This is a genomic window from Faecalibacterium sp. An192, from assembly GCF_002160175.1.
GTDB lineage: Bacteria > Bacillota > Clostridia > Oscillospirales > Ruminococcaceae > Faecalibacterium.
The window spans coordinates 1-14227 of sequence record NZ_NFKB01000062.1; the positions used below are offsets into that span (position 1 = coordinate 1).

19 protein-coding genes and 1 pseudogene are annotated in these 14227 nt (G+C 59.4%); 18 read left to right on the top strand and 2 right to left on the bottom strand.

The window, feature by feature from the left end; all coding sequences use genetic code 11:
* Positions 1 to 132: 132 nt before the first annotated feature.
* The 10 genes and pseudogenes from B5F27_RS14095 to B5F27_RS17330 all read left to right on the top strand — a co-directional run.
* Positions 133 to 1305: a phage coat protein gene (locus B5F27_RS14095; protein ID WP_087368752.1), complete on the top strand. Its 1173-nt coding sequence runs from the start codon at positions 133 to 135 to the stop codon at positions 1303 to 1305.
* A 4-nt stretch (positions 1306 to 1309) separates the two neighbouring features.
* Positions 1310 to 1714: a hypothetical protein gene (locus B5F27_RS14100; RefSeq protein WP_087322669.1), complete on the top strand. Its 405-nt coding sequence runs from the start codon at positions 1310 to 1312 to the stop codon at positions 1712 to 1714.
* The gene (locus tag B5F27_RS14105; RefSeq protein WP_087368753.1) at positions 1708 to 2076 is read left to right on the top strand and encodes a hypothetical protein; all 369 of its coding nucleotides are present in this window, start codon (positions 1708 to 1710) and stop codon (positions 2074 to 2076) included. Before B5F27_RS14100 ends, B5F27_RS14105 begins: the two co-directional genes overlap by 7 nt.
* Positions 2076 to 2567, top strand: a complete 492-nt coding sequence (locus B5F27_RS14110) for an HK97 gp10 family phage protein (protein WP_087368754.1) — start codon at positions 2076 to 2078, stop codon at positions 2565 to 2567. The genes B5F27_RS14105 and B5F27_RS14110 overlap by 1 nt, the downstream gene beginning before the upstream one ends.
* A complete protein-coding gene (locus B5F27_RS14115; protein WP_079699116.1) occupies positions 2560 to 2982 on the top strand; it encodes a DUF6838 family protein in 423 nt (140 codons plus the stop codon). Before B5F27_RS14110 ends, B5F27_RS14115 begins: the two co-directional genes overlap by 8 nt.
* 2 nt (positions 2983 to 2984) lie before the next feature.
* On the top strand, positions 2985 to 3179 hold the full coding sequence (locus B5F27_RS14120) for a hypothetical protein (protein WP_079699115.1): 195 nt from the start codon (positions 2985 to 2987) through the stop codon (positions 3177 to 3179).
* A gap of 1 nt (position 3180) precedes the next feature.
* On the top strand, positions 3181 to 4506 hold the full coding sequence (locus B5F27_RS14125) for a phage tail sheath family protein (protein WP_087368755.1): 1326 nt from the start codon (positions 3181 to 3183) through the stop codon (positions 4504 to 4506).
* Positions 4507 to 4521: 15 nt separating this feature from the next.
* On the top strand, positions 4522 to 4995 hold the full coding sequence (locus B5F27_RS14130) for a phage tail tube protein (protein WP_079699113.1): 474 nt from the start codon (positions 4522 to 4524) through the stop codon (positions 4993 to 4995).
* A 31-nt stretch (positions 4996 to 5026) separates the two neighbouring features.
* Positions 5027 to 5452 (top strand): hypothetical protein, encoded by a 426-nt coding sequence (locus B5F27_RS14135; protein ID WP_079699112.1) that lies wholly within the window; start codon positions 5027 to 5029, stop codon positions 5450 to 5452.
* Positions 5453 to 5898: 446 nt separating this feature from the next.
* Positions 5899 to 6582, top strand: a pseudogene (locus tag B5F27_RS17330) (tape measure protein); the annotation flags it as partial.
* Between the two features lie 1238 nt (positions 6583 to 7820).
* On the opposite strand, the gene B5F27_RS14145 reads toward B5F27_RS17330, so the two are convergent.
* On the bottom strand, positions 7821 to 8993 hold the full coding sequence (locus tag B5F27_RS14145; protein WP_087368757.1) for a site-specific integrase: 1173 nt from the start codon (positions 8991 to 8993) through the stop codon (positions 7821 to 7823).
* 103 nt (positions 8994 to 9096) lie between these two features.
* Positions 9097 to 9450: a helix-turn-helix transcriptional regulator gene (locus B5F27_RS14150; RefSeq protein ID WP_158098255.1), complete on the bottom strand. Its 354-nt coding sequence runs from the start codon at positions 9448 to 9450 to the stop codon at positions 9097 to 9099.
* Positions 9451 to 9596: 146 nt separating this feature from the next.
* Here B5F27_RS14150 and B5F27_RS14155 point away from each other — a divergent pair, with 146 nt between their 5' ends.
* The 8 genes from B5F27_RS14155 (at position 9597) to B5F27_RS14185 (ending at position 14076) form a co-directional block, all read left to right on the top strand.
* On the top strand, positions 9597 to 9788 hold the full coding sequence (locus B5F27_RS14155) for a helix-turn-helix transcriptional regulator (protein WP_087368759.1): 192 nt from the start codon (positions 9597 to 9599) through the stop codon (positions 9786 to 9788).
* A 3-nt stretch (positions 9789 to 9791) separates the two neighbouring features.
* On the top strand, positions 9792 to 10136 hold the full coding sequence (locus B5F27_RS14160; protein ID WP_087368760.1) for a helix-turn-helix domain-containing protein: 345 nt from the start codon (positions 9792 to 9794) through the stop codon (positions 10134 to 10136).
* 1 nt (position 10137) lies between these two features.
* The gene (locus B5F27_RS14165; protein WP_087368761.1) at positions 10138 to 10401 is read left to right on the top strand and encodes a hypothetical protein; all 264 of its coding nucleotides are present in this window, start codon (positions 10138 to 10140) and stop codon (positions 10399 to 10401) included.
* Positions 10398 to 10979 carry a helix-turn-helix transcriptional regulator gene (locus B5F27_RS14170; RefSeq protein ID WP_087368762.1) on the top strand — a complete coding sequence of 194 codons (582 nt, stop codon included), beginning with the start codon at positions 10398 to 10400 and terminating at the stop codon, positions 10977 to 10979. The genes B5F27_RS14165 and B5F27_RS14170 overlap by 4 nt, the downstream gene beginning before the upstream one ends.
* A gap of 354 nt (positions 10980 to 11333) precedes the next feature.
* Entirely contained in the window at positions 11334 to 11582 is a 249-nt protein-coding gene (locus B5F27_RS16610) for a hypothetical protein (protein ID WP_144066539.1), read from the top strand.
* 165 nt (positions 11583 to 11747) lie between these two features.
* Positions 11748 to 12473, top strand: coding sequence for a helix-turn-helix domain-containing protein (locus tag B5F27_RS14175; protein WP_087368763.1), 726 nt, complete (start codon positions 11748 to 11750; stop codon positions 12471 to 12473).
* A gap of 295 nt (positions 12474 to 12768) precedes the next feature.
* Entirely contained in the window at positions 12769 to 13206 is a 438-nt protein-coding gene (locus B5F27_RS14180; RefSeq protein ID WP_087368764.1) for a hypothetical protein, read from the top strand.
* Between the two features lie 24 nt (positions 13207 to 13230).
* Complete coding sequence (locus B5F27_RS14185; RefSeq protein ID WP_087368765.1) at positions 13231 to 14076, top strand: hypothetical protein; 846 nt, start codon at positions 13231 to 13233, stop codon at positions 14074 to 14076.
* Positions 14077 to 14227: the final 151 nt, after the last annotated feature.

Genomic DNA, 14227 nt, shown 5'->3' on the forward strand with positions numbered 1-14227 from the left:
CAATAAGTTCCGTGATTCATTGTGAAGCATATTCATCATCTCCACATTTATCATACCACTGCTGTACAGTGCGGCGGTGACTTCACTCTATTTTCTGGGTTTGCTCTAATTCTCAGAAAGGAAGATTGAACTATGCCTAACACCAAGTTTGATGCCAAGTCTTTCAACCCCCAGGCTTTCAAGTATGCGGTGGACCGCATCCCCCGCACCCGCCTCAATGAAATGCGGAAGTCCAGAGCGCTGGCGGGCAACCCCGACATCCGGGAGGTTTTCAGCACCCAGGGCGGCACCGGCTATGCCCGCATCGCCATGCGGGGCCTGCTGGACGGCGATGCTGTCAACTATGACGGCCAGACCGACATCACCGCCACCTCCACCAAGACCTTTGAGCAGGGCGTGGTGGTCATTGGCCGGGCCAAGGCCTGGACCGAAAAGGACTTTTCCTTTGACATCACCGGCGGCATTGACTGGATGGACAATGTGGCCCAGCAGGTTTCCGAGTATTGGCAGGACATTGACCAGGACACCATCCTGGCTGTCCTCAAGGGCGTCTTTGCCATGACCGGCGGCCAGAGCGCTGAATTTGTGGCCAAGCACACCTATGAGGTGGCGGGCAACATGGAGGCCACCACCATGAACAGCGCCACTGCCCAGGCCTGCGGTGACCGTAAGAAGAAATTTTCCCTGGTGTTCATGCACTCCGTTGTGGCCACCAACCTGGAAAACCTCAACCTGCTCACCGCCCTCAAGTACACCGACAAGGACGGTGTGACCCGTGACCTGACCCTCTACACCTGGAACGGCAAGACCGTTGTGGTGGATGACGGCATGCCCGCCGAGGACGGCTATTTCCCCGCCAGCGCCTCCGATGAGGGAGCGCTCCAGGTCAAGGCCTCCGGTGCTACTGCTGGCCAGATCAACCAGGCGGAGGTCACCCCCTACTTTGGCGAGGGCACCCCTGCGGCGGACAGCTATGTGGTCCCCGGCACCCGCTACACCACCTATGTGCTGGGCGAGGGCGCTATCAGCTTTGAGGACATCGGTGCCAAGGTCCCCTATGAAATGGCCCGTGACCCCAAGACGGACGGCGGTGTGGACACCCTCTACACCCGCCAGCGTAAGGTGTTCTCTCCCTTTGGCATCTCCTACGAAAAGACCAGCCAGACCACTCTCTCCCCCACGGATGCAGAGCTGGCCAACGGTGCCAACTGGTGCCTGGTCCATTCTGGTGAGAGCGGTGAGGGGGACCGCTCCTACATCGCCCACAAGGCCATCCCCATTGCCCGCATCCTCTCCAGAGGCTAAGGACATGGAGGGCGTGTATGAGGCCGTGGTGGACCGGCTGGCCATGCTGGGCTACACTGTCACGGACGATGACGAAACCGGCCTTAAATACACCATCCGCAAGTGTGAGGCGGAGCTTTTGGCGAACATCAACCACCGAAAGCTCCCGCCTCCTCTTTTTTACACCCTTGTGGACATGGTGGCCGGTCATTTCCTGTTTGATAAGAAAGCCGCCGGAGGGCTTGACGGGCTGGAGGGCTTTGACTTCAACGCCCCCGCCAAGAGTATCACGGAGGGGGACATCTCCGTGACCTTTGCCGGGGCCAGCGATGGTGCAAGCAATGCGGAAAGCCGCTTTGACGCCATGCTGGCCCAGCTCATGCACCCGGCAGAGAGCACCCTGGCGGCTTTTCGGAGGCTGAGATGGTAGTCCCCGCCGCCTACAAAAAGGCCATCCAGAGCCTCTGGACCGGCCTGGCCACCGTCACCGTGCGGCAGGGTGTGCTCAACCCTGCCAATGGCCGCACGGAGCCGGTGGAGAAAGTGACGGCCTCCGGCCTACCCTGCCGCATTTCCCACCAGACCGTCAAGAGCACCGAACCCACCGAGGAGGCGGCCCTGGTGGCTCAGACGGTGACGCTCTATATTGACCCGTCCGTGGACATCCCGGAGGGCTCTAAAATCACGGTGACCCAGAACGGCGTCACCCGTGACTATGAGCGGAGCGGCAAACCTGCCGTTTACACCTGCCACCAGGAGGTCCCCCTGGAGCTGTTCAAGGAGTGGGCTTAATGCGGTGGGGCGATGTCGATTACAAGCAGCTCCAAAAGCTACGGGATAACCTGCAAAAGCTCCAGGACATGGACCTGGACAAATTTTGTGAGGATGTGTCCAAAGAGCTGGCCGCCCGGCTGCTGGCCCTGGTCATCCCCCGCACCCCGGTGGGGCAATACCCCCGGAGCAGCGGAAAAAAGGGCGGCACCCTGCGCCGGGGCTGGACCGCCCGGACCGAGCAGGAGGCGGCGGGCGGCGGGAAAGTAGACCCCGCCGCCTACGCCAACGCTCTGCCAGTTTTCAAGAGAGGGCGGACCTTTTACATCGAGGTCATCAACCCTGTCCACTACGCCAGCTATGTGGAGTTTGGGCACCGCACCCGTGGCGGAGGCGGCTGGGTGGCCGGGCAGTATTTCCTCACCCTGTCTGAAAAGGACCTTGAGCGGGTGGCCCCTGCCGTCATTGAGAAAAAGCTGGAGGCGCTGCTGCGGGAGGCTTTCAATGTCTGAAATCAGTTTTAAGAGCATTTATGACGGCGTGAGCCTTGCGCTGCACGCCGCTTTTCCTGCTGTGCAGGTACACGGCGGGAATGTCAAGCAGGGCCTCAACCCTGGGGACCTCAATGTGGTCATGCCCTCCGCCGGGCAGAGCAAGCAGGTGGGAGAGCGGTTTCTCCGCACCCCCACCCTGGATGTCATCTACTACCCCAAGGTGGGGGTGGCGGAGTGCTGCGAGGTGGCAGATCAGCTCACCATGCTCCTGCGGGACATCACCACCCCGGAGGGGGACCTCATCCATTGCACCAACTGCGAATGGACCATTGAGGAGGGCGTCCTGCATGTGCTGGTGAGCTATGACCACCACGCCTACATCCCCCAGGAGCCGGTCCTCATGGAAACCCTTGATATTGAAATGGAGGGATAAACATGGCGCAAGCCAAGACCACGAACAGCGAAAAGGCCACCGGGGCCGCTACTTACAAAAAGGAGCAGCTTGTGGCCTCCAAGCGATATGCCAACCGGCGGGACCTCATCCGGGCTCTGCTGGAGGACGGCAAGGCCTACACCTTGAATGAGGTGGACGGGCTGATTGAGAAGTACATGAAAGGAAAGGTGAACTAATATGGCGCTGGGCGGCGGCACCTGGCAGGTCCAAAACAAGGTCCTGCCCGGTTACTATGTCAATTTTTCCAGTGTGCCCAGGGCGTCCGCTACCCTCTCTGACAGAGGCTTTGCGGCAGCGCCTTTTGAGCTGAGCTGGGGCCCGGAGGGTGAGGTTTTCGCCGTCACCTCCGGGGAGTTTCAGAAGAACAGCAAAACCATTTTCGGCTATGCCTACGACCACCCCAAGATGCTCCCCCTGCGGGAGATTTTCACCCACGCCACCACCGTCTACTGCTACCGCCTGGGCTCCGGGGCCGTCAAGGCCTCCAACACCCTGGCCACGGCTAAGTATGGCGGCGTGAAAGGCAACGACATCACCATTGTGGTGGCCGCCAATGTGGATGAGCCGGACCTGTGGGATGTGACCACCTATGTGGACGGCGTGGCCGCTGACACCCAGACCGTTGAGGATGCTGAGGCTCTGGTAAGCAACGATTGGGTGGACTTCAAGACGGAGGCCACCCTGTCCGCATCTGCCGGGATGCCTCTGACCAACGGGGCGGATGCCACCACCATCAACGGCGAGGCCCACCAAGCCTTTTTGGACAAGATTGAGCCCTATGCCTACAACGCTCTGTGTTGCCCGGCATCGGACGCCACCACCGTCCGGCTCTATCAGCAGTTTTGCAGCCGTGTCCGGGATGAGGTGGGCAGTAAATTCCAGCTTGTGGCCTGGCAGCCCAGCACGGCGGACTATGAGGGCATCATTGGCGTGTGGAACACCGTGACCCACCCCACCATTGCCAGCGTGCCCACCCATTCCCTGGTGTATTGGGTGGCCGGTGCTGAGGCGGGCTGTGCGGTCAACAAGTCCCTCACCAATTTCAAGTATGATGGTGAGCTGACCATCAATACCGACTACACCCAGGCGGAGCTGGAGGCGGCCCTCAAGGCGGGCAAGTTTATCTTCCACAATGTCAATGGTGATGTGCGGGTGCTGGAGGACATCAACACCCTGCTCACTCTGTCCGACACCAAGGGGGAGATTTTCCAGAGCAACCAGACCATCCGGGTGTGTGACCAGATTGCCAATGATGTGGCGGTGCTGTTCGGCCAAAAGTACCTGGGCACCGTGCCCAATGACGCCTCTGGCCGCTCCTCCCTGTGGGGGGACATCACCAAGCTCATCCAGCAGCTTGATGACATCCGGGCCGTGGAGAACTTTGACCCGGAAATTGTGACCTGTGAGCAGGGTGACAGCAAGAAAGCCGTCCTCTGCATCGTCAACGGGCTCAATGTGGTCAACGCCATGGCCCAGCTCTACATGAGCGTGATTATCCAGTAAGGGAGGGAAAGGAAAATGTCCAAGCCGACCATGAACACCCAGGACGCTGTAAGCGCCAATTTTGCGGAGTGCTTTGTCACCATTGACGGGACCCGCTACTCCATGCTCATGGCCAAGGAGTTTGAGGGCACGGCATCCGTCAACACCGCTGAGGTTTACAAGCTGGGCGGTGTTGTGGTGGGCCACAAGGCCCAGACCGTTGCCCTGTCTTTCTCCATGACCATCTACAAATGCACGGAGATTTTTGACAAGGTGGTGGAGGACTTCATCAAGACCGGCGTGATGCCCACCTTTGACATCCAGACCTCCAACGATGACCCCGCCACCACCGTGGGCCGGAGCACCAAAATCTACAACAACTGCATCCTGGACGGTGATGTGCTGCTGTCCATGTTCAATGCGGAGGGTGATTTTGTCGAGCAGTCCATTGAGGGCTACTGTGACAGCTTCACCCGGCCCGAACAGTACACCAACCCGGCCTACATGTAAGGCCGCATAACACACAAGGAGGAAAAAATCCATGAGTAACCTGTCCGCTTTCATGCGTGCCAATGTCGAGCAGATTGAAAATCACAAGTTTGCCGCCTCCCCCCGTATCAAGGGGGAGGACGGCAAGCCCATGGAGTGGGAAATCTGCTGCATCTCCGCCGATGAGTACGCCCGCATCCGCTCCGCCTGCATCCGCCAGGTCCCCGTGCCCGGCAAGAAAGGCCAGTACACCCAGCAGCTTGACACCTACACTTTCCAGGCAAAGGTGGCGGCCCGCTGCACCGTGTTCCCGGACCTCAACAACGCCGCACTCCAGAATGATTGGGGCGTGGCCAAGCCGGAGGAGCTGATTGGCAAACTGCTCATTGGCGGTGAGTTTGACGATTATGTCACGGAGGTTTTCCAGGTCAACGGTTTCAAGACCGATGATGACATGGTGGCCGAGGCAAAAAACTAATCCTGGACGGTGACCCGGAGGCCAACTTTGCCCATTTCTGCCTGCAAAAGTTTGGCTGGGAGCCGTCCAAGTTTTTAGACCTGCCCGTCAAGGAAAAGGCTTTTGTCATCGCCTCCATCCAAGTGAGAGGCGAGGATGAAAAGAAACGGGAGGCCGAGCTGAAAAGCAAGATGAGAAAAGGCAGAGCCAAACGGAAGTAACAGAGGCCCCCGCTGCATGGCGGGGGCCTAATTCTTAAAAGAGGGGGTGAACCCGTGGCAACAATCAGATCTCAGATGGTCCTCAATGACGGTATCAGCGGCGTGCTCAGAAAAATCAACACGGCGCTCAACACCACCCTCAATGCCTTTGAGCAGGTCCAGCGGGCCTCCGGGCGTGCTGTGGACACGGCGCAAATCCAGGCGGCCAGAGCGGCGCTGGTGCAGGCCAACCGTGAAGTGGATGAAATGGCGGAGGGCTACCGCCGGGCGGCAGAGCAGGAGGAAATCCTCAACAAGGGCCTCCGCAACGGCACCAATGCTGCGGGCGGCCTGCTGGGCAAGGTCAAAGGCATTGTGGCCACATTGGCCGCCGGAGCCGGTATAAAAGCGCTCCTGGGGCTGTCTGACAAGCTGACCAGCACCACGGCCCGCCTCAATTTCCTTGTGGATGACGGGGGCTCTGTGGAGGCCCTGGAGCAAAAAATCATGGCCTCTGCCCAGAGGTCCCGGTCCGCCTATCTGGACACCGCCTCCGCCATCGCCAGTATGGGAGCCAATGCGGGCTCCGCTTTTGAAAGCAATGATGAGCTCATCGCTTTCATGGAACAAATCAACAAGCAGTTTGTCATTGGCGGCGCTACGGCGGAGGGCCAGTCTGCCGCCATGCTCCAGCTCACCCAGGCCATGGCCGCCGGTGCCCTCCGGGGCGAGGAGCTCAACTCCATCCTGGAGAACGCCCCCGGCATTGCCCGTGCCATTGAGAGCTACATGGGCGTGGCGGAGGGCTCCATCAAGCAATATGCGGAGCAGGGCCTCATCACCGCTGAGGTGGTCAAAAACGCCATGTTTGCCGCCGCCGATGAAACCAACGCCAAGTTTGAAAGTATGCCCCTGACCTGGGCCCAGATTGCCACCAAGATGCAAAACACGGCCCTGGCGGCCTTTGACCCTGTGCTCACACGGCTCAACCAGGTGGCAAACAGCGCTCAGTTTAACACGGTCATCAACGGGGCCATCAACGGGCTGGCCATGCTGGCCACGGTGGCCACCGGCGTGCTGGACCTCCTCATCAACGGGGCCGCCTTTGTGGTGGACAACTGGAGCTGGATAAGCCCCATTGTCTACGGCCTGGTGGCCGCCTTTATCGCCTACAATGCCGTGGCCCTCATCACCAACGGCATCAACGCCGCCATGGCGCTGGCTGAGGGCGTGAAAGCAGCGGCATTGATGATGAGCACCGGGGCCACCTTTGCCCAGACTGCGGCTCAGTATGGGCTCAATGCGGCCCTGCTGGCCTGTCCCATCACCTGGATTGTGGTGCTGGTCATCGCCCTTGTGGCGGCCATCTACGCCGCCTGTTCGGCCATCGCCAAGTTTACCGGCATCGCCAACAGCGGCTTTGGCGTCATCTGCGGCGGCATCAATGTGGTGGTGCAATTCTTTGTCAACCTGGGCTTGACCATCGCCAACATTGCCCTGGGCATCTGGAACGCCCTGGGGGCCTGTGCTCAAAACATCGGCATTGCGTTCAGCAATGTCATCTCCGGCGTGCAGGCTTGGTTTTACAACCTGCTTTCCACGGCGCTCACCGTGGTGGCCGGTATCTGCGAGGCGCTGAACAAGCTGCCCTTTGTGGAGTTTGACTATTCCGGCATCACCAATGCGGCCAGCGACTACGCCGCCAAGGCGGCGGAGGCCTCCGGCAACATCCAGGACTTTGTGAGTGTAGGGGACGCTTTCAACGAGGGCATGAGCACCTTTGACACCTGGCAGAACGGCTGGGTGGGGGACGCTTTCAACGCTGGAGCCAACTGGGGTGACGGCGTGGCCAGCGGCATCTCTGACGCCGTGGGTGGCCTGTTTGACATGGACCTGGGCGCTGCTACGGACTACGGAGCGGGCGGCCTGGGCACCGGCGGATATGGTGACTTTGCCATGGATGACCTTTTGGGCAACACCGGGCAGACCGCCGCCAACACCGGGGCCGCCGCCGATGCCCTCAGCACCTCCACGGAGGAGCTGGAGTATTTGCGGGACATTGCGGAGCGGGACGCCATCAACCGTTTCACTACGGCGGAGGTCCGCATTGACATGACCGGCATATCAAAAAAGAGCGCTCCATGCCTTGCAATGCAATGGCGTGGAGCGCTTTTCCCATTTTTCCCCCTTTACAGTTTCATTACCTCTTTGATGAAACCCTCCATGCGCTGGGCGCTGTCCTGCCTCATCCGCTCTGTAAAGTGGGCGTATCTGTCCAGGGTAAAGGCCGCTGTGGCGTGGCCCAAATTGCTCTGGATGGTCTTTATATCATCCCCGGCCCGGATAGCGTTGACGGCGTATGTGTGGCGCAAATCGTGAAAGCGAACCCCCTCCAGGCCTGCGGCTTTGGTGAGCGCCCGGAAATGCTTGTCCACCGTCTGCTGGAGCACCCGGCCCCCGTTCTCCCCGGTGAATACCAGCCCGTGGGGATTGCTCCAGGCCGGGCCCGCCCGGAGCTGCGCCTCCATCTGGCGGCGGCGCTGGGCACGGAGGGCGGCCATGACAGACGCCGCCGGGGCAATGGTCCGGGGCTTTCCGTTTTTGGGCGTGGTGAACGGCCCCGCCTCTTTCTGGGCGTAGAACGTGGCAAGCTGCTTGTCAACCGTTATCGTACCCCGCTCAAAGTCTACGGCATCCCAGGTGAGGCCCAGCAGCTCCGAAATGCGGAGGCCGGTAAACAGGGCCACCGTGACCATGTTCTCCAGCTCTCCGCCCCTGGCGGCATCCAGCAGGGCGGCAGCTTGCTCATCGTCCAATGGGTGTATTTCCTTTTGGGCCTTGCGGGGCAGTACGCACCCGGCAGCGGGATTTTTCGGGATGTAGCCCAGCATGACGGCCCGCTCCAGGGCGTGGTGGAGGACCTGGTGGACCATCCGCACGGACTGAGGGGAAAGCCCCTGGAGGCCGTTTACAAACACCTGGACCGTGTGGGGGTGCAGATCAGAGAGCCGGACACCGCCCAGGGCGGGCGTGATGTGGTTTTTGATGTTGCCCTTGTAAATGCGGGTGGTGTTGTACTTGACCCCGCCCAGGTAATTGCCCGCCCAGATGTCAAGCCACTGGCCCACGGTGAGCTTTGAGGGCGGGGTGTATGTGCCGTCATTGACAGACACCGCCACCGCCTGCATCTTCTCCAGGACTTCTTTCTGGGTCTTTGCGCTGAAATAGCGCTGCACTTGTTTCCCTGTGGTGGGGTCCCGGCCCGTAGTGACCCGGCCCTCCCAATAGGTGTATTGTCTGCCGTTGCGGGTGATGGTCCGCTTGCGGATGTTCCCCGCTCCCTTTGCGCCTCTTTTGGCCATGATGTGCTCCTTTCCCACCCGGCGCAAAAGGGCGCACGGGTGCCGTTGATTGACTGTCGTGGACTTCTCCCCCGCCGGGTGTTAGCAGCACCGGGGCGGGGCATTATTTCTGGTATTTGGGTATTTCTGTCAGCTCCTCCACCCGCTCCGCCGCCTTTTCCTGGCCCTCATCGTTGAGCCGGTCCAGGGCGGCGTCTATGCGGTCTTTGATACCCTCCCCATATATGAATACCCGCTTAAATTCCTCTTTATCCACGGCCTCCCAATCGCTGATAAGGTCCTGGACGGGGACCCCCAGGGCGGCGGCTATCCGCTGGAGCGTGTCCAGCTTTGGATTGCGGAGGTCGTTTTCCCATTGGGCCATTGAGGACCCGGAAACACCTATCTTTTTTCCGAGCTCCTCTTGTGTCATACCTGCTTTTTTGCGGGCGGCTTTTATGAGCTGTCCCGTGGTCATGTGCATCACCTCAAATATATAATACTCTCGCATTTGCAAAAGGTCAAGAAAAATATTTTAGCATTTGCTCATTTTCCCTGTTGACTTTAGCAAATGATACTGCTATAATCAGAGTATGAGCAAATGCTAAAGGAGGTGAGCACCACATGAGAATTGACCGAGTAGCATTTGCGGCGGCGCTGGCCCGGCGGGACATCAACCAAAAGCGGCTGGCGGAGTTGTCCGGCGTGAGCCGGGTGACCATTACCGCCGTCAAAAGCGGAAAGACCTGCTCCGAGGAAACCGCCCGCAAGCTGGCGGCGGTGCTGGGGCCGGAAATCATGGAAAAGGAGGACTGAACAATGCGTAAATGGAAAGTAAAGCTCCCCGGCGGACACACCTTTGAGCTGGAGAGCGATGACCCAGGGCGGGCGCTGCTGGAGCGGGGCCACACCTCTTTTGCCCTGGAGGAAATCACCCCGCCGCCCATCGTGCCGGTGGAGGCCGTGGCCCAGGAGGGCAAGCTCACCTTGAGCGTCCAGGAGGCGGCGGAGGAGCTGGGGGTGTGCTCCAAGACGGTTTACAACCTTATCCACCGGGCGGACTTCCCCGTGCTGCGTATCGGCACCCGTGTCCGCATCTCCCGTGCAGGCCTGGCGGCGTGGGTCCAGGCGAACACCCAGAAAAATATTATGGAGGTATCTTGAAATGCTGAAAACTACCATGACTGTGCAGCTCCGCCGCTTTGACGTGCTGGTGGAGGACCAGCGTACCCACGAAACCAGAGAGGACGCCATTGTGTTCACCCTGGACCAGCTCCACGCCGCCCAGCTTGTGGGCCAGAGCTCCAAGGAGCTCATCATGCGGGCCTTTGGGCGGCAGGGCTACAAGGTGCTGGACATCGGCCGGGCGGAGCGCCGGGAGGCCACTCTGCACCTGGACGGGCTTTTCTGGGAGGCGGATGAGCTGTGAAGATAGACAGAAAGCGGGTGGATGCCCTCATGGCCCAGCGGGGCATCCCCCGCTATAAGGACTTGGCGGAGCGGGCCGGGCTGACGCAAAAGCGCCTCTCCGTGATACTCAACCACGGCTCCGGCAGGCCCAAGACCATCATCAAGGTGGCAAAGGCCCTGGGCGTGTTCGCTCCCGATCTGTCCGGGGAGCGGCAGGACACGCTCAAGCCCTACGGGCTGCCCACGCTGGAGGAGATACGAGCGGCCCACAGGCGGGAAACAGCCCCGCTCCCCCTGCAATCCATCCCCGGCTTTCTGGCCCGGAAAATCCCCTCAAACTGGGGGGACTGGAGCATAGAGGAGCGGCGGAAATTCTGGGCGGAGCCTCCCACGGAGGAGGGCCTTGTGGACCGTGACCGGGTGTGCGCCCTGGAGGTCTGGGTGGAGGCCTGGGGCAGGCCCCAGGACACCATGACCTATGCGGACGCCGTGGAGATAAATGCCGCAATCGCCTCCCTGGGAGGGTGGAACAAAACCGGCAAGGCTGGCAGGTTTGGCCCCTACGGAGTGCAAAAGGGATGGAACAAACAGCCGTGAAAGTTACAGTTAGAGAATTTTGTAACTTTCAAGTACCGAAAGCGACAAAACCGGCATTTGTAACTTTCAAGCGCCCTCAATGTTGCAATGTTCCGCCGGAAACCCTTGATATTACTTGATTTTTGGATGGAACGGAACATTTGGAACATTAAATATAAATGGGCAGTATGTAGGTAGTTTAGAGGAATTAGAGAAAATAACGGATTTTATATGTACTCTCTAAATCCTCTAAAAGGCACAAAATAAAAATAAAGATGAAAAAGTCGGTGCAAATGTTGCAAAAGGCCGAAAACCCTTGTGCCGCAACGGTTTTAGCCGCAACAAGTACCCGGAACATTTGAGGGAGATCTGATAATGAGTAGGCATGAACAAGCAAGGGCCATTTTAGAGGCGCTTTTTCAGCGCCGCCCGCCCTCTGAGGGAATATCGGAGGCCCGCCTCTACGCAATGGGCCGGGAATACCCGCCGGATGATCTGGGGGTGTCTTTCGGGACCGTCATGCTTGAGGAGGCAGAGAAAATGGCCCTGGAGGGCCGCCTGGAGCTGTACCGCTCCGGCAACGCCTATTATTTCCGCCCCAGGGTGGTCAATAAAACTCAATAAAAATAGCGGTTTGGGCTGCTGCTAACAGACCAAACCGCCAGAGGCTCCCCGGCGCTGCTAACACCGGGAGAGCAATGCACAAACGCCACGACAGTCAATCACAGCACCCGTGCGCCCTCATTGTACCACAAAGGGCCGCCGTGGTGCAAGAGGGGAGAATTGAATATGCGTAAAGGATTAAAACTCGGTTCATTCACCGTGCCCGTGGACGTTCAGAGGCTCCGGGCGCTCCGCAAAGCGGCGGGCTTTCCGGGCCGCCGGGCATTTGCAGAGGAGCTACGCCGCCGGGGCTATGCGTTCAACTATAACGGCGTGGAGCGTGGCGGGCAGCCCAGCAGGGGCCGGACCATTAACCGCATTAAGAGCGAAACCGCCGAGGCCGTAGCGGAGGCCCTGGGGGTGGAGCCGGATGAGGCTTTCCCGGAGTACAGCGCCGCAAGGGCAGAGATGGAGCGCCACTTGACAGAGGACCGCTACAAGCCGTTCACCACCCTGGCGGAGCGCAACGTGGCCATTGTGGACACGATGGACGCCGCCAAATGGACGGCCTGGAAGTACGCCAATGTGAAGTGTGACGGGGTGCCCATTGGACGGGAGGAGGCCGTTTCCTGCGCTTATGAAACGCTGGTAGAGGTGGCAGATCAGGCCATGAAGTACGGCATACCCAAGGGGACCACTTTCCCGGCCTATGCCTGCGTGGCAATCAGGAACCACATCATATTGAATTACCACGGCTACGCAACTTCTCCAAAGCATAAATACAGCTTTTGCAGTCTGGACGTGTTCAGCCCAGAATTTATCCGGGGGGAATATGCCCCGGACCCGGCGGAGCTCTACATACTCATGGAGGAGCTGGAGGAACAGCAAAACAGCGGAAAAAGTCGGCCATAAAAAGGGCGGGGAGCTGCGGCTCCCCGCTTTTCTGCTGTTGAGGATTGTTGAAACGGCAAGCGCCATTATTACAGTGAGAGCGTTCCTCCTCCCCGTCTGGGCGGCGGGGCGGCGGAAACACTCTCGCACGGTCATGGGGTGGCCTCCTGTTTTCATATAGGGGCCCCGGTGTTTCAGCATTCGCCGGGGCCCCACCCCTCTATGTTGACACTTGTTGACATTTGTTAAGGTTTCAGCGGTAGGCCTGCCCCCCGTAAATCAGCCCACCCAGGGCGTAAAAATGGAGGATTGCACTATGAGTGAAGAACTCAACAACACCCAGCAGCAGACCCAAGACCCCACGCCGGGGGCAAGCGGCGGAGAACGAACATTCACCCAGGACGAAGTAAACCGCATTGTGTCTGATCGGCTGGCTCGTGAGCGGGAAAAGCTCACCGGACAGGCCAAGAAAGACGAGCGGGAAAAGGCTCTGGAGGCCCGTGAGGCCCGTTTGGATTGCCGGGAATACCTGGACACTAAAGGCTATCCGGCGGCGCTCCTGGAGGTGCTGGACAGCTCTGACACGGCCAAATTCAAGGCCGCCGCTGACAAGCTAGTGGAGCTGTTCCCCGGTGTCGTTCCGAAGAAACAGGACCCCGTCCTCAAGGGATGGAAACCGGCCAGCCCGGACAGGGACGGAAACCCCGACAGCATCAACGCCCGCCTTGCGGCAGCTTTCAAGCCTAAAATCTGAGAATTTTAGGAGTGATTTTATACTATGGCTATCAATCTTGTAACCAAATTTCAGCCTTACACGGATGAACAGTTTTCCACGGAGAGCAAGAAAAGCCTCCTCACCAACCAGGATTTTGACTGGACCGGGGCTCACACCATCAAGGTCTACAAAGTCACCACCTCTGCCATGAACGACTACGGGCGCACCGGCCCCACCGGCACCAACTGGAGCCGCTACGGTGCCGTGGACTCCCTGGACGCCACCACGGAGGAGTTTACCCTCACCAAGGACCGCTCTTTCACCTTTGCCATTGACAAGCTGGACACGGACGAAACCGCCGCCCAGCTCCAGGCCGCCTCTGCCCTGGCCCGACAGAACAGGGAGGTTGTCATCCCGGAGGTGGACGCCTATGTCTACGGCGTGATGTGTACCGGCGCTGGGAACAAGCCCGCCGCCAAGGCGCTGACCAACACCAACATCTACACGGAAATCCTGGCCGCCTCCCAGGCGCTGGATGACGCCGAGGTCCCGGAGACGGGCCGGGTGCTGGTGGTCACCCCCGCCATCTACGTCCTGATGAAGAAGTGCAAGGACATCATCATGGAAACCAATGTAGGCAATGAGCTCCGGCTCCAGGGCGTCATTGGTATTCTGGACGGGATGAATGTGCAGAAAATCCCCGCCGCCCGGCTCCCGGAGGACTTTGGCTTTATGGTGGCCCACCCCTGCGCCACCGTGGCCCCCGTCAAGCTGGAGGATTACACCGTGCATGAAAATCCTCCCGGCATTTCCGGCTCCCTGGTGGAGGGGCGCATCTGCTACGGCGCTTTTGTGCTGGACAACAAAAAGAGCGCCATTTACTACCAGGCCCAGCCCGCCAGTGAATAACGAAAAATAACGGTTTGGGGGCGCTCCGTGCGCCCCCTCTCATAAAGGAGGAAATCTAATGGCCACAACTACCCTGGGCAACAAGTCCACCGGCAGCATTATCAAGCTGAAAGAAAACGGCACGCTGGTGGACTTCTATGTTGCCAAGCAC